We start from the raw sequence: 16,694 nt of genomic DNA on the forward strand, positions 1-16,694 counted from the left end.
GGAGCGCCACGGCCGGAGGCTGGGACTGCGCCGGGCTAGCCCCCTGCGTTGAGCACCCCTTCGAAGAACACCTTGACCGACTGCATGCAGTAGGCCGGCACCAGTTCGGCGTGATAGGCGAAGGCTACCGACTGGTTCCGCTCTGCATCGGTGCCCGTCGAGCTGGCCAGCTTTTGCGCCTTCGCCTGCGCGAAGCCCGCGCGGGCCGCTGCATACGCATCGTTCACTCCGGTCGATTCCAGGTCGACGACCGAGAGCGACGTCGCCGGCATCCCGCGAGCGCGGAAGTAGCCCGCGGTCGCGAGGCTGCTGTTGAAGTTGACGGTCGGGTCGTTGGAGCCGCCGCACATCAGCACGGGGCGCACAGGCAGCCAGTTGCGCAGGTCGTTGGCCACCGCCGCCTTGCGCAGTCCGAGCGCCGGGGCGCAGGCGAGCGGCGACGCGGTGTTGAACGAAGCCTGCGTCGCCGGCAGTACGTTGCCGGGGCACGGGTTGGCCTTCACGTCGTTGAACCATGCGGTGAGATAGCTCTGGCGAACCAGGTTGTTCGCGCCGTAGTTGACCGCCACGCTGTCATTCAAGGGCCCGGGCGTGGCATCGGCCGGGAAGAAGGCGTACCTCGGCAGCTTGCCTGTCGCGAACAGATCCTCTCGCGACAGGTAGCTCGGCAGCAGCGTGTCGATGCCGTTCGCGTACGCGTCTTCGTAGATCTCGCGCGTGTTCGTGTAGATGCCGCCGAACTGCTTCTGCCAGCTCGTGGTGATCAGCGGGAAGAACACCGTGCTGTTGAGCCCCGGCAGGCCGCTCGCGGTGTAGTCGATCTGCAGGCTGACGGCGGTCGGCGCCGACATCGGGGCGGACGCCGTCACCGGCATGCCCGTCGCCTGCATCTCGCGATGCGCGGCGAGCGCCGCATAGCCGCCTTCCGAATAGCCGGTGACCAGCAGCGAGCCCGCGTCCGAGGCCGAGAGCGCGGCCAGCGTGGAGCGCGCGGCGCGGAGCGCGTCGATCATCTCCTTGCCCTGCTGGTCGGCATTGAGGAAGGGGTGATAGGGAAGCGACGACTTGTCGTAGCCCGCGTAGTTGGGCGCCACCACGATGTAGCCCTGCGCCGCGAACATCGCCGCCACGATCACGCCTTCGGCGGCGGCGGGCTGGTTGACGTTGGTGATGTTGGAGATGTCGTAGTTGCGATCGGTCGCCGTGCCGTGCCCGTACAGCACGATGGGACGCGGACCGTTGCATGCCGGGTCGGTGCCGGCGGGCAGCATGATCGCGCCGCTGGCAGGAACCGATTCGCCCTTTGCGCCCACCGTCTGGTACTGCAGGTAGCGCACGTCGATGCCGCACTTGGGCACGCCCGCGGCCTGTTCGACGCGCTTGCCGGTCGAGTCGGCTTCGAGCAGCGTCTTGAACTGCTCGACCGACAGGCGCACGACGCGGTCCGGTACCGTGTTGAGCGCGGTGCCCCGCTGCGGCGTCGTGTTGGCGCCGTTGACGGCCAGCGCCAGCGCGCTGTTGTTGCCGCTTCCTCCGCCGCCGCAACCCGACATCGCCAGCAGGCAGGAAGCGGCGAGGGCGGGCACGACGAATCTGGCGGCGGGGCGGGTCATGGGCGTCTCCGGTGGAAGGCAGGCCCCGCGAGCGTGCCCGCGACGATCCGCGAGCTCTTGCCGGCGACAGCCGCTTCTTGTTGAAGCCTCCGGCCTACAGACGCGCGGCCGGTCAGCGCAGGACGACCACGCCGTCCGCCGCCCTCACGCCCTGGCCCTCCGGCAGCACGAAGACCGGATTGATCTCCGCTTCCACGAGGCGATCGCCGAGTTGCGCCACCATCCGCGAGAACGCGACGATCGCCTCCGCCAGTGCATCGACATCGGCCTTGGGCCGGCCACGGAAGCCATCCAGCAGCGGCCAGGTCTTGAGCTCGCGTGCCATGCCCAGTGCCTCTTCGCGGCCGAGGCCGCCTTGCAGCGGAAGCAGCCGCATCGTGGTGTCGTTGAAGAGCTCGGCGGTGATGCCGCCCATGCCCAGCAGGATCGCGGTGCCGAGCGGGTCGCGGTGCATGCCGAGGATGAGCTCGGTTCCGCCGCTGACCATTTCCTGCACGAGAAAGCCCTGGGGACGCACGCCTGTCCTGGTTTCGACCTCGTCCGCCATCGCGCCGAGGCGCGGCCCGATGAGTTCGGGCGTCAGGTTGATGGCGACGCCGCCGACGTCGCTCTTGTGTGTGATCTCGCCCGACAGGATCTTCAGCACCACGCGGCCGCCGAGCGTCTGCGCGGCGCGCCGTGCTTCCTCGGGCGTGCGGACGACGATCTCGCGCGCCGAGCGCACCCCGAAGCGCGTGAACAATTGCTTGGCCTGTGCTTCATCCAGCGAGCCCGAGGGGAGGCTGTCGACGGACACGCTCGGGGGCGCCTCCTGCGTCAGGGGTTCGCTCCAGCGAGCGGCGCGCAGCATGCCGTCGAGCGCGGCCGTGCAGCTTTCCGCAGCGGCGAACGCGGGCACGCCGACCCGGGTCAGCAGCGACGCCGCCTCCGGCGCATGCGGGCTCACGTAGGCGATGACCGGCTTGTCGGAGAGCGGAAGGCAGTCCCGGATCGCATGGGCCATGAGTTCGGGCATCGCAACGCCGGATGAGCCGACGATGATTGCCAGCGCGTCGTAGCCGGGACTGGCGAGCAGCGCCTTGATCGCGCCGCGCAGCAGGTCCGGCTGAAGGCCCGCCAGCGTGACATCGATCGGGTTGCGGTCGAGTGCGGCGTGGTCGCCGGTCTGCAGGGCCCGCAGTGCGGCGGCCGTCTCGGCATCCGGCGCGGGCGTCTCGAAGCCCGACATGCCGAGGCTGTCCGACACCAGCGTTCCGGCGCCGCCGGTCGAGGTCAGCACCGCCACGCGATGGCCGCGCAGGCGACGCCCTGTCGCCAGGGCGGCGGGGATGTCCAGCAGGTCGCTGAAGCTCTGCGCGCGGATCACGCCGGTCTGCCGGAAGAGCGCGTCGTACATGCGGTCGGTTCCGGCGAGCGCGCCGGTGTGCGAGACGGCCGCCTTCGCGCCGGCCTCCGAGCGTCCGATCTTGAACGCGACGATGGGCTTGCCCGCGCGCGCTGCCTTCAGTGCCGCGGTGCGGAACTTCCCGGGGTCGCGCACGGCTTCCACGTAGAGCGCGATGACCCGCGTCGCCTCGTCGTCGACCAGCGCGTCGATGAAGTCCGCGAGTTCGAGATCGACTTCGTTGCTGGTGGAAACGAGCTTCGACAGTCCGATGCCGCGCGCCGCAGCCCGCGACAGCAGCGAGCCGAGGATGCCGCCGCTTTGCGACACCACGCCGATCGCGCCCTTGGGAAAGTCGTCCATCTCGAGCGCGCCGCTCGCGGACAGCACGATGTTGTCCGTGAGATTGACCAGCCCGATGGTGTTGGGCCCGAGGATGCGCATCGCGCCTGCGGCCTCCATCAGTTCCTGCTGCCGCCGCGCGCCCTGCTCGCCGGTCTCGGTGTAGCCGCTGGCCAGCACGATGGCCGCCGCCGCACCGCGTTGCGCAAGCTCGCGCACCGCGAGGTGCGCGCGTTCCGCGCCCAGCAGCACGATGCCCACGTCGGGTGTCTCGGGCAGCGAGGCCACGTCCGGGTAGCAGGCGAGGCCGCCGATCTGCGGCACCTTCGGATTGACCGGATAGATCGCACCGCCGAAGTCGTGCTTCAGCAGGTAGGACACCGGGCGGCCGGCCGTCTTCGCCGGATCCGCCGAGGCGCCGATGACTGCCACGCTGCGTGGCTTGAGTAGCCGGGCGATCGCGTTCATGAGCGCGCTCCGAGAAATGCCATGACCGACTCGCGATGCTCGGTGCTCGTGTAGCAGATCCCCTGCGCCTGGCTGCCCTGCGCAAAGACCTGTTCGGCCGGCAGCTCGAAGCTCTGGTCCAGGATGCGCTTGCCCAGCGCGAGCGCCGTCGCCGACCCCCGGCTCAGTTCGCGGGCCCAGTCCTGCGCATCGGCGACCAGCCGGTCTGCGGCGGTCTTGCGATCGACGATGCCCAGCGCGAGCGCTTCGTCCACCTCCACCTTGCGGCCGGTGAAGATCAGTTCCTTGGCGCGCGGCAGGCCCACGCGGCGCGGCAGGAAGTACATGCCGCCGCCATCCGGAACGATGCCGCGGTGGATGTACGACCAGGTGAAGCTGGCCCACTCGCTCGCGATGATGAAGTCGCACGCGAGCGCCGTGTCCGCACCCAGCCCCGAGGCAGCGCCGTTCACCGCCGCGATGACCGGCTTGGGCATGGTGTGCAGCAGCGTCTGCGTGTAGTGGACGCGCTGCTGCCGGTGCCAGCCGTTGAACGCGATCTCGCCAGTGGGGGCGTTCATGCGCTTTTCCATGCCGGCGATGTCGCCGCCCGCGCAGAAGCCCTTTCCCGCGCCGGTCAGGACGAGGGCGCGGATGGCCTTGTCGGCCGCCACGCGTTCCAGCGCATGGATGAATTCGGTGCGCATGTCGTCGCTCATCGCGTTGCGCTTTTCCGGGCGGTTGAAGGTGAGGGTGGCGATGCCGCCCTCGATGTGCAGTTCGATCAGGGATGTGCTCATGGTGTGGATCCGTGGTTGGGACTTCGAAGCGCTCAGTCGAGCTTCACGTTGTTTTCCTTGATGACCTTGCGCCAGCGGGCTTCTTCGCCGCGTACGTAGGCATCGAGCTCGGCCGGTGCGCCGGTCGACACGCTCAGCCCCTCCGGTTCGAGGCGCTTGCGGAATTCGGCATTGCCGCTGGCCTTGTTGGCGGCCGCGTTCAGCCTGGCGATGACGTCCGCGGGCGTTCCGGCCGGCGCGAAGAGGGCGTACCAGCTTTCCATCGAATAGTCGGGCACGCTCTCGGCGATCGCGGGAACGTCCTTCATCGCGGGCGAGCGCTTCGGCGTTGTCACGCCCAGCGCGCGGAGCTTGCCGCTGGCGACCATCGGCGCGGCGGCCGCCGCGGTGGCGAACATCATGTCCACCTGCCCGCCGAGCAGGTCGGTCATCGCCGGGCCCGCGCCCTTGTACGGCACGTGCGTGGTCTGGACCTTCCCCAGGTTGTTGAACATCTCGCCCGCGAGGTGGGCCGAGGTGCCGTTGCCCTGCGAGGCGAAGGTCAGCTTGCCCGGATGGGCGCGCGCGGCCTCCAGCACGTCCTTCACCGACTTGTAGGGGCTGTCGGCACGCACCACCAGGACGTTGGGACCGCGCGCGAGAAGCGCGATCGGCGTGAAGGCCTTCTCGGTGTCGTAGGGCAGCTTGGCCATCAGGCTGGGGTTGACGGCATGCGCGAAGGTCGCCACGACCAGCGTGTAGCCGTCCGGCGGGCTCTTGGCCACGAGGTCCGTGCCGATGATGGTGCCGGCACCGGGCCTGTTGTCCACGATGACCGGCTGGCCGAGCGTCTGCGACATGCCGGCACCCAGGGTGCGCGCGATGCTGTCGGTGCCGCCGCCGGGCGCGAAGGGGACGATCATGCGGATCGGCTTGTCGGGGTAGGCGGCCAACGCGGAACTCGCGGCGAGCGCGGCGATGGCGAGCCCCGCGCCGAGTCGTGCCCGAAGGGATGAAAAGCGGAATGTCATGCGTGTCTCCTGCCTCGTCGGGCCTGGGTTGATGGGCGGCTCGGTCGCCGCGCTGCATGGGGCAAAGCTTAGGACCGCGGGTCGCGATTGGCATCCACCGAATTCCAAACAGTGGAATTGAAGCGAGAGGCCGCTACACTTCCCCGCATGAAGCAGAACGCCGGTGACTCATCCGTGCGGCGAGCCGCCGGCCGCGTGCTCGACGCCCCGAAGCCGGGGATCTCGGCGGCCAATCGATCGCTGGAGCGCGGCATCGAGATCCTTCGCGCCTTCCGGCCCGGTGCCGCGTTGCTCGGCAATGCCGAACTGGCCGAGCGCACCGGCCTGCCGAAGTCCACGGTCAGCCGCCTGACGCAGACGCTGGTGGGTATCGGCATGCTCCAGCCTGATCCGCCCACGCGTGCGTACCGTCTCGCTCCCGGGGTGCTGAGCTTCGCGCATTCGATGCGCTCGGGTTCGACGGTGCTCGCGATTGCATCGCCGCTGATGCGCGCCACCGCCGAGGCGAACAGGATCAACGTGGGACTCGCCGCGCCGGATCGCGACGAGATGGTCTATCTCGAATCCATCCGCTACAACCGCCGGCCGTCGCTGCGTTCGGTGGTGTCAGGGCAGCGCGTGCCGATGGAGCTGACTTCGCTGGGGCGCGCCTATCTCTTCAGCGCGCCCGAGCCGCGGCGCAAGGCACTGCTCGGCCACTTCAGGCGTTCGCGCCGTGCGCAGTGGCCAACGCTGGGCCCGGAGATCGACGCGTCGCTGCGGAGCATGGCCGAATCGGACTACTGCGCCGCCTCATGGCAGCCCGAGGTCGTGGCGGTCGCCACTTCGTTGATCGTGCACGGTGCGCACTACGCGCTCAACGTGAGCGTGTCGACGCTCGATCCGGTCGCGGAGACCGTCGACGCACTGGCGCCCCGCCTGCTGGCCCTGAAGGGTGCCATCGAACACGCACTCGCGCGTGCCAGCCGCGAGTGATGTCGGCGGCGACTACTCGAATGCCTTCAGAAGCGTTCCGGACGCGTAGATCCGGATGCCCGACCCCCCGGGCTCGCAGCTCAGCTTGAAGCTTTCGTCGCCCAGCGACGTCCCCGACCAGTTGAGGGTGAAGATCGGCTCGCGCCCGAGCGGCGATTCGGCGGCGTAGTTGTGCCGCGTGACTTCCATGAGCACGGTCAGTTCGCCATCTCTGCGATCGATCTCTCCCCGGTAGAAGTGCAGCGCATCCGCACCCACGAAGAGGTTCCTGTTGATCAGGATGGTCCCCTTGCCGAGGTTGCCGACACTGGTGGTAAGGGTGGACTCGTAGATACCGCTTTTCATCTTCGCAAACTCCGGATGCAGGCTAGATGCTGCAACCGGCAGGCGCCGTAGGAGACCGCTGACCGCAGTGGTAGGCAGCAGCCCGCGATGGGGTGCCTAGCGCGGCGCCTTGACGCCCTGCGCCGCCTGCATCCGGTACTGCGAAGGCGAGCAGCCCATCGCACGCGTGAAGAACTTGCTGAAGTAGGCGGGGTCCTGGTAGCCGATGGATGCGGCGACTTCCAGCACCGACATCGGCGTGTAGGCCAGCAGCCTTCGGGCCTCCAGCATCAGGCGCTCGTGCAGCAGTTGCAGGGCCGACTGCCGCGTCACGTTGCGGCAGGTGCGGCTCAAGTGGTCGGGCGTGACGCCCAGGGTCTCGGCGTAGAACGGCAGGCCGCGATGCTCGCGGAAGTGCTTCTCGGCAAGGACGAGGTAGCGCTGCACCAATGCATCCCGTGCGCCCGGGAGCTGCGTCTTCTGCACGTGCTCGCCATGCAGGCGCAGCAGGAGCACCGCCAGCAGCGTGGCGAGGGCCAGCAACGCGGGCACGCGCCCGGTGCCGTGGCCCTGGAACTCATGGGCCAGCTTCTCGAAGAGCGTTGCGCAGTCGCCCCGCGCCTCTTCCGCGAGGCCCGTCAGCACGAAGGAACCGGCCAGGCCCGTATCGGCGAGGCGCGTGCCCGAGAGCAACTGCTGCAAGGTCGCGCTGGGGAGGGTCACCTGATGGCCCATGGTGTCGCGCGTGTGGCGGAACCCGTGCACCGAACCCGGCGCGATCAGCAGGATGGCCGGCGCCTGCGCATCGACCGCGCGGCCGTCCACCGTGCCGCTGATGTGGCCGCGTTCGAGGAACTGGATCTGGTGCAGGCCCTCGTGGCGGTGCGCCGGAATCGTCCAGTCCATCTCCTGCCCGCGCACGGCCACGGGCTCGTAGTGCAGGCAATCGTCGGGCTGTTCGTGCCGGACTTCCCGGAAGGGAACGAGGAGCAGGTGGGCGGCGGCAGGCTTCACGGCAGGATGAATGCAATCGAGGCCGGAAAACTACCCGCCGGGGCGCGATTTGTCCATTCGCAGCAGCCCCCGGTGCACCGACGATCCAGGCAAAGACGACAAGGGCATGCACGCCCTGGAGACAACACCATGGACCGCAGACACTTCCTTCACCTCCTCCAGACCGGCGGCGCGCTGGCCGCGCTCGCGCCGGTGAGCCGCGCCTTCGCGCAGCTCAACGGCAATGCATCGATCATCTCGGGCTTTCCCGCGGGCGGCATGGGCGACAACGTCGCGCGTCCGCTCGCCGAGAAGCTGCGCGGGCGCTACGCTACCACCGTGCTGGTCGATGCGAAGACCGGTGCCGGCGGCCGCATCGCGGTCGAATACGTCAAGCGCGCAGCGCCGGACGGGCTGACCATCCTGCAGATCCCGAGCTCGCCGATGACGCTCTACCCCAACACCTACCGCAAGCTCAACTACGACCCGCTGACCGATTTCGCGCCGGTGACGAGCACCGTCAACTATGCCTTCGTGCTCACGGCCGGCCCGGGCCTGCCGGCCGAGATGAAGACGGTGGGCGACTATCTGAAGTGGGCCAAGTCCAACCCCGGGCAGGCCAACTACGGCGTTCCCGCGGCGGGCTCCGCGCTGCACTTTGTCGGCATGATGCTGCAGAAGGCCAGCGGCACGCAGCTCACCGCGGTGGCCTATCGCGGCGGTGCGCCGCTGCTCAACGACGTGCTGGGCGGCCAGGTGCCGGTGAGCGTGAGCGTGCTCGGCGAGGTGATGCCGTACATCCGCGCCGGCAAGCTGCGCGGGCTTGCGGTGTCGAGCCCGCAGCGCTCGCCCTTCCTGCCGGATGTGCCGACGTTCGTGGAGCAGGGCTTCGCCGACCTCGTGGTGCAGGAGTGGCTCGGGTGGTTCCTGCCCGCGCGCACGCCGGCCGACACCGTGCAGCGGCTCAATGCGCTGGTGCGCGAAGGCCTGCAGTCGCCCGAGTTCGTCGAGTCGCTGGCCAAGGTCGGCCTGCAGCCGGTGCACCAGAGCCCGGAGGAATTCGCCCGCATCGTGCGCGCCGACCAGCAGCGCTGGGCGCCCACCGTCAAGGCGGCCAATTTCACGGCGGAGGACTGAGGGTGGCGATCGTGCAACTGAATGGCGCGCAGGTCCTCGTGCGGCTTCTTCTCGCGGAGAAGGTTCGCGACATCTACGGCATCGTCGGCGGCAAGCTCGGGCCCCTGCTGCATGCGATCTCGCAGCAGGAGCAGCTTCGCTTCCTCGGCGTGCGGCACGAGGCCGCGGGGCCGATGATGGCCGCCGCGACCTACGCGGGCACCGGGCAGATCGCGGTGGCGCTGGGCGAGATGGGGCCGGGCGGACTCAACCTCGCATCGGGCCTCGGAGTGGCCTTCGGCAACAACCTGCCGCTCGTGGCCATCACCACCAACCAGCATCGCGCCGCGAGCTATCCGCACAGCGGCATGTTCATGGATCTCGATACCGTGGCCGTGACCCGGCCCATCACCAAGTGGAACGCCGTGGTGCACGATGCGCGGCGCCTGCCGGAGCTGGTGCGCCGCGCCTTCCGCGAAGCGCTCGGCGGTCGGCCCGGCCCGGTGCACCTGGACATTCCGCAGGACGTGCTCGGGCAGCCCTGCTCGATCGACGAAGCGGAATTCGCGATGCCGCCGTCGCGCTACCGCGCCCTCGGCCGCATTCGCCCGGATGCCGAAGATCTCGCGCGTGCCGTAGCGCTCATGCGAACGGCGCGGCGGCCGCTGATCGTGGCCGGTGGCGGCGTGGTCGCCAGCGGGGCGGCCGCGCAGCTTCGCGCGCTGGCGCAGCGCTGGAATGCACCCGTGCTGCCGACGCAGATGGCGCTGGGCATCGTCGCATCGCACAGCCCGCATTTCATCGGCCATGGCGGCCTCATCGCGGGCGAGCCGGTGCGCGAGGCTTTCGACCGCGCGGACCTCGTCCTCGCGGTCGGGTGCCGATGGTCTTCGTGGATGTGGGACGAGCGGGGGCCGCTCGTGCGCCGTTCGCAGCGCCTCATCGGCATCAACATCGATCCCTCTGCGCTGGGTCAGCCCGCGCTACATGAAGTCGCGATGCAGGCCGATGCAGGTGCGGCACTCGACGATCTGCTGGCCCTTTGCGGCGAAGACCTTGCCGGTGACGTCGACCGCGACTGGCTGCCGAGCCTGCGGCAAGCGCGCGCCGCCTACGAGGCGCGCTTCGCCGAACTGTCAGCTCAAGGCGAACCCGGCCAGCCCATGCATCCAGCCGCGCTGGCCCGCGCCATCGGCGAAGCGCTGCCTGCGGAGGCGCTGGCCGTGTTCGACGGTGGCCACACCACCTTCTGGAGCAACGACCTGACGCCGGTGCACGAGGTCCGCACGCGCTTCCACGAGCCGGGCATGAGCCACCTGGGATTCGGGCTGCCCTACGCCATCGCTCTGCAGGCGCAGGACCCTGCGCGCAAGGTGGCGCTCATCACGGGCGACGGCTCCTTCGGCTTCACGCTCAACGAGCTGGACACCGCGCGGCGCTACCGGCTGCCGGTGCTCTGCATCCTGCACAACAACGCGGCCTGGGGCATCATCCGCGCCGGACAGCGCAATGCGCTCGGCTTCGAGCTGGGCACGGCGCTCGACGAGACGGACTACGCGGCCATCGCGCGCGGCTTCGGCTGCCACGGCGAGCGGGTCAGCGACCTGGCCGAAGTCGGCCCGGCGATCCAGCGGGCATGGGCCTCGGGCCTGCCGGCGGTGATCGACTGCCAGACCCGCTTCGTGCCGCATCCGGCCATGCCCGCCTTCGGCAGCATGAACCGCTACGGCTTCGACGCGCACCAGCGAACTGAAACATAGGAACACTACGCATGACCCAACTGACCCTGCAACAAGCACAGACCATCATCGACGCCGCATTGAAGAAGTCGAAGGAAGCGGGCTACCAGCCCATGGGCATCGCCGTGCTCGATGCCGCCGGCCATCTCAAGGCCTTCGCGAGCGAGGACGGCGCGAGCATGTTCCGCTTCGACGTCGCACGCGCCAAGGCCTGGGGCGCCGTGGGCATGGGCGTCGCGAGCCGCAAACTGGCCGAGCGCGCCAGGGACAACCCCAACTTCTTCGTTTCGCTCGCCGCCACCGCCGACGGCAAGTTCCTGCCGCAGACCGGCGCGGTGGTGATCCGCGATGCGGCCGGCAAGCTCATCGGCGCGGTGGGCGCGAGCGGTGGCACCGGCGACGAGGACGAAGCCATCTGCATTGCCGGCGTGCAGGCCGCGGGCCTCGCGCACGGCTGAAGCCGCGGCCGGTTCGAAGGCGCCTACTCGAAACTGAGCAGCACCTTCATGGCCTGCGATCGGTCCGCCGCCAGCGCGAAGGCACGCGCGGAATCGCGATAGGAGAGCGTCGCCGAGATCAGCGGCTTCACGTCCACCAGCCCCTTGTTGAGCAGCTCCACCGCCACCGCGAATTCCTCGTGGAAGCGGAAGGCCCCGCGCAGGTCGAACTCCTTGGCGACGATGGTGTTGATCGGCAACTGGATCTCGCCGCCGGCCAGCCCGAGCTGCACGATCACGCCGCGCGGGCGCAGCGCCGCGAAGGCGCCGACCAGCGCGCGCGAATTGCCGCTCGCCTCCAGCAGCACATCGAAGCTGCCCTTGTCGGCGGTGAAGCGTTCGAGCCCGTCGGGTTGCTCGGCCACGTTGATCGCCTCGTCGGCGCCCACCTTGAGCGCCTTGCCCAGCGTGTGGTTGCCGACATCGGTCGCGACGATGTGCGACGCGCCCGCGCGCCGCGCCGCGATGATCGCGAGCGCACCGATCGGCCCGCAGCCGGTGACCAGCACCCGCTTGCCCAGCAGCGGCCCGGCACGCCGCACCGCATGCAGCGCGACCGACAGCGGCTCGGCCATCGCGCCTTCGCCGTCGCTCAACGAATCGGCCAGGCGATGCGCCTGCCATTGCTCCACCACGATCTGCTGGCGGAACGCGCCCTGCACGTGCGGGGTGCGCATCGCGCTGCCGTAGTAGCGCATGTCCAGGCAATGGTTCTGCAGGCCCTCCTGGCAGTACTTGCAGCGGCCGCAGGGTCGGCTCGGGCTGATCGCCACGCGCTCGCCGGCCTTGAAGGCAGCGCCCGGGCCGACGGATTCGATCATCCCGGCGACCTCATGGCCGAGCACCATCGGCTCCTGGATGCGCACGGTGCCGAAGCCGCCGTGCTGGTAGTAGTGCAGGTCCGAGCCGCAGATGCCGCCGCAGCGCACGCGCACGAGCAACTGGCCGGCTTCGAGTTCGGGCGTCGGGACTTCCTCGACGCGCAGGTCGCCGGGGGCGTGAATGACAAGGGCTTCCATGGGTGTTCCTGTGCGTTGATTCAGAGCGTTGCCGTCACGCCGCCGTCGACGTAAAGAATGTGGCCGTTGACGAAGCGCGAGGCATCGCTTGCGAGGAACACCGCTGCGCCCATCAACTCCTCGACATCGCCCCAGCGGCGCGAGGGCGTGCGGCCGATGAGCCACGCACTGAAGTCCGCGTTCTTGACCAGCGCATCGTTCAATTCGGTCTTGAAGTAGCCCGGCCCGATGCCGTTGACCTGCAGCCCGTGCGGGCCCCAGTCGATCGCCATGCCCTTGGTCAGCATCTTCACCGCGCCCTTGCTCGCGGTGTAGGGCGCGATGCCGGGGCGGCCGAGTTCGCTCTGCACGGAGCAGATGTTGATGATCTTGCCCTGCTGGCGCCCGATCATGTGGCGCGCCACGGCCTTGCCGACGAGGAAGACGCTGTCCAGGTTGGTCTTCATCAACTCGTGCCAGTGCGCTTCCTCGAACTGCTCGAGCGGGGCGCGGCGCTGCATGCCGGCGTTGTTGACCAGGATGTCGATCGGGCCGACCTCGGCCTCGATGCGGTCCACGGCCGCGTTCACCGCATCGCCCGCGCTCACGTCGAAGGCCGAGGTGAACACGGTCGCGCCTTCCTCGCGCAGTTGCGCGGCGGCGCGCTCCAGCTTGTCGGTGGAGCGCGCATTGAGGATCACGCGCGCCCCGGCGCCGGCCAGCCCGCGCGCGATGGCGTAGCCGATGCCGGCGCTGGAGCCGGTGACGAGGGCGGTGCGACCGGTGAGGTCAAACTGCTTGAGGGTGGACTGCAAAAGTGTCTCCGGGTTGTTCATATGATGATTGCCGGGGCGGATCTTCAGCGAAGGCTCCGCGCGACGCAAGCAGTCAGTTATTGCAGCGCGCCTCGAGCGCGTCGATGAAGGACCGGTCCCAGCGGCCTTCCTTCATCGCCTTGATCGTTTCCGCTTCGGCCGACAGATGCGCGAGCGCCTTCTCGATCAGCAGTTCGGCCTCGTCGGGCGCGAAGGCCAGCAGGCCGTCCTGGTCGCCGACCACGATGTCGCCCGGATTGACCACCATCCCGCCCACGCTCACCGGCACATTGATCTCGCCGGGGCCGTCCTTGTAGGGACCGCGATGCGTGATGCCGCGCGCGTACACCGGGAACTCGCGCTCGCGGATCTCCGCCACGTCGCGGATCGCGCCGTCGATCACCACGCCCTGCACGCCGATCTGCGCCGCATAGAAGCTCAGGATGCCGCCGACCACGGCGTTGTTCAGGTCGCCGCCTGCGTCGACCACCAGCACATCGCCGGGGCGGCAGAACTCCAGTGCCCGCAGGTAGGTCAGGTTGTCGCCGCCGCGCGAGCGCGCCGTCACCGCGGTGCCCGCCATGGTCGGCGCGACCGGGCGGTGGTAGGGATGAAGCCCGCTCGTGCCGATGTTGCGATGCATGTTGTCGCTGAGCGCCGCGACGGGGATCTCGCGCAGCGCAGCGAGGATCTTCGGGTCGACCGGAGAGGCCGATGGGTTCTTGCGGATGGCTTTGTAGGGCATGGTGCTTCCTTCGGTGTTCAGCGCAGCTCGGCGACCGCGCGCGCGATGCGCGTGCAGCCTTCTTCGAGGATTTCGATGGAGGTGGCGATCGACAGGCGGAAGTAGGGCGACAGGCCGTAGGCCGTGCCGGCCACGGTCGCCACGCCCGCGCTTTCGAGCAGGTACATCACGACATCGCCGTCTTCGCTCAAAGGCTTGCCGGAAGGTGTCGTCTTGCCGATCAGGCCGGCGCAGTTGATGTAGAGATAGAACGCGCCGGGCGGCGTCGCGCAGCTCAGGCCGGGAATCGCATTGATGAGCGCCAGCGTGCGGTCGCGCCGCTGCTTGTAGACGGCCACGCTCTCGGATACGAAGCTCTGGTCTCCGTTGAGCGCCGCCGCCGCCGCGGCCTGGCTGATGGAGCAGCAGTTGCCGGTGGATTGCGACAGCAGCGTGTCCATCGCGACGATCAGGTCCCTCGGCCCGGCCGCGTAGCCGATGCGCCAGCCGGTCATCGCGTAGGTCTTCGACACGCCGTTGACCACCAGCGTGCGGTCGCGAAGCGCCGGCTCGACCGCGAGGATGTGCGGCGTGGACTGGCCATCGAAGCGGATGTGCTCGTAGATGTCGTCCGTCATCACCATCACGTCCGGGTGCTTCAGCAGCACGTCGGCAAGCGCCCGGTACTCGGCGGCGGTGTAGCTCGCGCCGGTCGGGTTGCTCGGCGAGTTGATCAGCAGCCAGCGCGTGCGCGGGGTGATCGCGGCTTCGAGCTGCGCCGGCGTGAGCTTGAAGCCGTTGGCTTCGGGGCAGGCGACGGTCACCGGTGCGCCTTCGCAGGCCAGCACCATGTCCGGGTACGACACCCAGTACGGCGCGGGGATGATCACCTCGTCGCCCGCCTCCAGCGTGACCGCGAGCGCGTTGTAGATCGCGCTCTTGGCGCCGCTGGTCGCGATGATCTCGTTCATCTCGTACTTCAGGCCGTTCTCGCGCGTGAGCTTGGCGACGATCGCCTGCCGCAGCTCGACCGTGCCGGCCATCAGCGTGTAGCGGGTCGCGCCCTTGTCCATGGCCTCGGCGGCAGCGCGGCGGATGTGCTGCGGCGTGTCGAAGTCGGGTTCGCCGACCACGAGGTTCACGATCGACTTGCCCTGCCGGCGCAATTCGTTGGCACGATCGGCGGCGGAGGTGCTCGGCGACGGCTTGATTCGCCGGACGCGGGCGGCGATGCGGGAGGTGTTCACGGCTCTTCCTTGGGGTGGGGGATGCATTGGGCGTAACGGTACGCAGATCGCTCCCACTCGGCCAAGACAAGATCGCTCTGGTTCGATAGGCAGAGCTTATGGTGCGGCCCGATAGGCACTGCGGCGCCCCGGTGCTAGGCTCGGGCTTGCCTTTTGCTTGGGAGAAGGCGTGAACCTCAGACGCCTCAAATACTTCGTCAAGATCGTGGACATCGGCAGCCTCACGCAGGCCGCCGAAGTGCTTTTCATTGCCCAGCCGGCGCTGAGCCAGCAGCTCGCGACGCTCGAAGGCGAAGTGCGGCAGCAGCTGCTGGTGCGCACCAAGCGCGGCGTCACGCCGACCGAGGCCGGCAAGGTGCTCTACCGGCACGCGCAGATCATCCTGCGCCAGTGCGAGCAGGCGCGCGTCGACATGGAGGCGGCGGGCGAGGGGCTCTCGGGGCAGGTGTCGGTGGGCCTGGCGCCGGGCACCGCGGCCTCGGCGCTCTCGCTGCCGCTGCTGCGCACGGTGCGCGCGCGGCATCCGGGCATCCTGCTCTACCTCAACGAGAACTACGGCACCACGCTGAGCGAACTCATCATGAACGGCCGAATGGACCTGGCCGTTCTTTATGGCGACAAGGCCATCCACGGGCTGACTTTCCTGCCGCTGCTCAAGGAGCCGCTTTACCTCGTCGGCCCCGCCACCACGCCCGCGCCGGCCGCGCCGGTGCGCCTGGCCGACCTGCGCGACATCGAGCTGATGTTGCCGCGCCCGTACAACGTCGTGCGCAAGCTGGTCGACGCGGCCTTCGTGCGTGCGGGCATGGTGCCGCACGTGGTGGCGGAGATCGAATCGGCCTTCACGCTCACCTCGGCGATCGCGGACGGGCTGGGCGCGAGCATCCTGCCTGCCTCCATGGCGCGTGAGGTCGTGGCGGCCAGCGGCGCGTGGCAGTTCCAGATCGTCGAGCCGGTGATCGAGGCGCCGCTCGCGCTGTGCCAGTCGGACCATCTGCCGCTTTCCGAGCCTGCGCAGGCGGTGAAGGACATCCTGCTCGAACTGGTGGTCGACCTCGCGGGCACCGTCACCTCCACGCCGGAGCCGGAGCTGACCGCGCTGTCCTGACCAACCGCGTCATAAGCGGGCCTTATCCCGGCACAGCCAATCCGTCTTTGGCAGCCGGCCGCCGGGCCGGTACCTTTCATGCCAACCAAGGACGTTCTGTCTCGACGGACCCGGCATGAAACAGGAACAGATCAAGACGCTCATCGACGCGCTGGCAGGCTCGGACCTGTCGGAGCTTGAGTTCAGCGAAAACGGCAGCACGCTGCGGCTGGTGAAGCAGTCGGCGCTGAACGGCGTCCCGCGCCGTTCAGTGCAGAAGACGGCGGCGGCCGGGCCCGCACCGGACATCGAGGACCCCCCGGCGCCCGCTTCATCGGCGCCGGCCGACTACCCCGCGCCCTTGTACGGCGTGGTCCACCTCCAGTCGAGCCCCGGCGAGCCGCCGTTCGTGCAGGCGGGCCAGTCGGTCAAGGCCGGACAGACGCTCTGCGTGATCGAGGCCATGAAGGTCTTCAACGAGGTGCACATCGACCACGACGCCACGATCGCCGAAGTGCTGGTGCGCTCCGGGGAGGAAGTCGAGTCCGGCCGGCCGCTGTTCCGCCTGATGGCGCAAGGATGA

Annotated in this window: 16 protein-coding genes; 6 read left to right on the forward strand and 10 right to left on the reverse strand. The window is 69.0% G+C overall.

Features of this window, described 5'->3' with window-relative positions; genetic code table 11:
* Positions 1 to 35: 35 nt before the first annotated feature.
* The 4 genes from WKW77_RS05040 to WKW77_RS05055 all read right to left on the reverse strand — a co-directional run bounded on the left by WKW77_RS05040 (position 36) and on the right by WKW77_RS05055 (position 5,596).
* A complete protein-coding gene (locus WKW77_RS05040; RefSeq protein WP_340355746.1) occupies positions 36 to 1,613 on the reverse strand; it encodes an alpha/beta hydrolase family protein in 1,578 nt (525 codons plus the stop codon).
* Positions 1,614 to 1,725: 112 nt separating this feature from the next.
* The gene (locus WKW77_RS05045) at positions 1,726 to 3,807 is read right to left on the reverse strand and encodes an acetate--CoA ligase family protein (RefSeq protein WP_340355747.1); all 2,082 of its coding nucleotides are present in this window, start codon (positions 3,805 to 3,807) and stop codon (positions 1,726 to 1,728) included.
* The gene (locus WKW77_RS05050) at positions 3,804 to 4,586 is read right to left on the reverse strand and encodes an enoyl-CoA hydratase/isomerase family protein (protein ID WP_340355748.1); all 783 of its coding nucleotides are present in this window, start codon (positions 4,584 to 4,586) and stop codon (positions 3,804 to 3,806) included. The genes WKW77_RS05045 and WKW77_RS05050 overlap by 4 nt, the downstream gene beginning before the upstream one ends.
* A gap of 32 nt (positions 4,587 to 4,618) precedes the next feature.
* Entirely contained in the window at positions 4,619 to 5,596 is a 978-nt protein-coding gene (locus WKW77_RS05055; protein ID WP_340355749.1) for a tripartite tricarboxylate transporter substrate binding protein, read from the reverse strand.
* 147 nt (positions 5,597 to 5,743) lie between these two features.
* On the opposite strand from WKW77_RS05055, the gene WKW77_RS05060 reads away from it, so the two are divergent.
* Entirely contained in the window at positions 5,744 to 6,571 is an 828-nt protein-coding gene (locus WKW77_RS05060; RefSeq protein ID WP_340355750.1) for an IclR family transcriptional regulator, read from the forward strand.
* A gap of 12 nt (positions 6,572 to 6,583) precedes the next feature.
* Here the strand turns inward: WKW77_RS05060 and WKW77_RS05065 are convergent, their stop codons facing one another.
* Positions 6,584 to 6,916, reverse strand: a complete 333-nt coding sequence (locus WKW77_RS05065) for a GrlR family regulatory protein (RefSeq protein ID WP_340355751.1) — start codon at positions 6,914 to 6,916, stop codon at positions 6,584 to 6,586.
* A gap of 96 nt (positions 6,917 to 7,012) precedes the next feature.
* Positions 7,013 to 7,909 carry a helix-turn-helix domain-containing protein gene (locus WKW77_RS05070; protein ID WP_340355752.1) on the reverse strand — a complete coding sequence of 299 codons (897 nt, stop codon included), beginning with the start codon at positions 7,907 to 7,909 and terminating at the stop codon, positions 7,013 to 7,015.
* Positions 7,910 to 8,038: 129 nt separating this feature from the next.
* Here WKW77_RS05070 and WKW77_RS05075 point away from each other — a divergent pair, with 129 nt between their 5' ends.
* From WKW77_RS05075 to WKW77_RS05085, 3 genes are read left to right on the forward strand one after another with little or no spacing between them, the layout of a single operon-like run.
* Positions 8,039 to 9,025 carry a Bug family tripartite tricarboxylate transporter substrate binding protein gene (locus tag WKW77_RS05075; protein WP_340355753.1) on the forward strand — a complete coding sequence of 329 codons (987 nt, stop codon included), beginning with the start codon at positions 8,039 to 8,041 and terminating at the stop codon, positions 9,023 to 9,025.
* Between the two features lie 2 nt (positions 9,026 to 9,027).
* Positions 9,028 to 10,764 (forward strand): thiamine pyrophosphate-binding protein, encoded by a 1,737-nt coding sequence (locus WKW77_RS05080; protein WP_340355754.1) that lies wholly within the window; start codon positions 9,028 to 9,030, stop codon positions 10,762 to 10,764.
* 11 nt (positions 10,765 to 10,775) lie between these two features.
* Positions 10,776 to 11,201, forward strand: coding sequence for a GlcG/HbpS family heme-binding protein (locus WKW77_RS05085; protein WP_340355755.1), 426 nt, complete (start codon positions 10,776 to 10,778; stop codon positions 11,199 to 11,201).
* A 23-nt stretch (positions 11,202 to 11,224) separates the two neighbouring features.
* On the opposite strand, the gene WKW77_RS05090 is transcribed toward WKW77_RS05085, so the two are convergent.
* From WKW77_RS05090 to WKW77_RS05105, 4 genes are read right to left on the reverse strand one after another with little or no spacing between them, the layout of a single operon-like run.
* Positions 11,225 to 12,259 carry an L-idonate 5-dehydrogenase gene (locus tag WKW77_RS05090; protein WP_340355756.1) on the reverse strand — a complete coding sequence of 345 codons (1,035 nt, stop codon included), beginning with the start codon at positions 12,257 to 12,259 and terminating at the stop codon, positions 11,225 to 11,227.
* A gap of 20 nt (positions 12,260 to 12,279) precedes the next feature.
* Complete coding sequence (locus WKW77_RS05095; RefSeq protein WP_340355757.1) at positions 12,280 to 13,074, reverse strand: glucose 1-dehydrogenase; 795 nt, start codon at positions 13,072 to 13,074, stop codon at positions 12,280 to 12,282.
* 52 nt (positions 13,075 to 13,126) lie between these two features.
* Positions 13,127 to 13,798, reverse strand: a complete 672-nt coding sequence (locus WKW77_RS05100) for an RraA family protein (RefSeq protein WP_340355758.1) — start codon at positions 13,796 to 13,798, stop codon at positions 13,127 to 13,129.
* A gap of 17 nt (positions 13,799 to 13,815) precedes the next feature.
* Positions 13,816 to 15,024, reverse strand: coding sequence for an aspartate transaminase (locus WKW77_RS05105; RefSeq protein ID WP_340355759.1), 1,209 nt, complete (start codon positions 15,022 to 15,024; stop codon positions 13,816 to 13,818).
* A 169-nt stretch (positions 15,025 to 15,193) separates the two neighbouring features.
* Between WKW77_RS05105 and nac the strand changes: the two genes are divergently transcribed.
* Positions 15,194 to 16,132 (forward strand): nitrogen assimilation transcriptional regulator NAC, encoded by a 939-nt coding sequence (nac, locus tag WKW77_RS05110; RefSeq protein WP_340355760.1) that lies wholly within the window; start codon positions 15,194 to 15,196, stop codon positions 16,130 to 16,132.
* 115 nt (positions 16,133 to 16,247) lie between these two features.
* Entirely contained in the window at positions 16,248 to 16,694 is a 447-nt protein-coding gene (locus WKW77_RS05115; RefSeq protein ID WP_340355761.1) for an acetyl-CoA carboxylase biotin carboxyl carrier protein, read from the forward strand.

This window comes from Variovorax ureilyticus (assembly GCF_037889935.1).
In the GTDB taxonomy this organism is placed as follows: Bacteria; Pseudomonadota; Gammaproteobacteria; order Burkholderiales; family Burkholderiaceae_C; genus Variovorax; species Variovorax ureilyticus.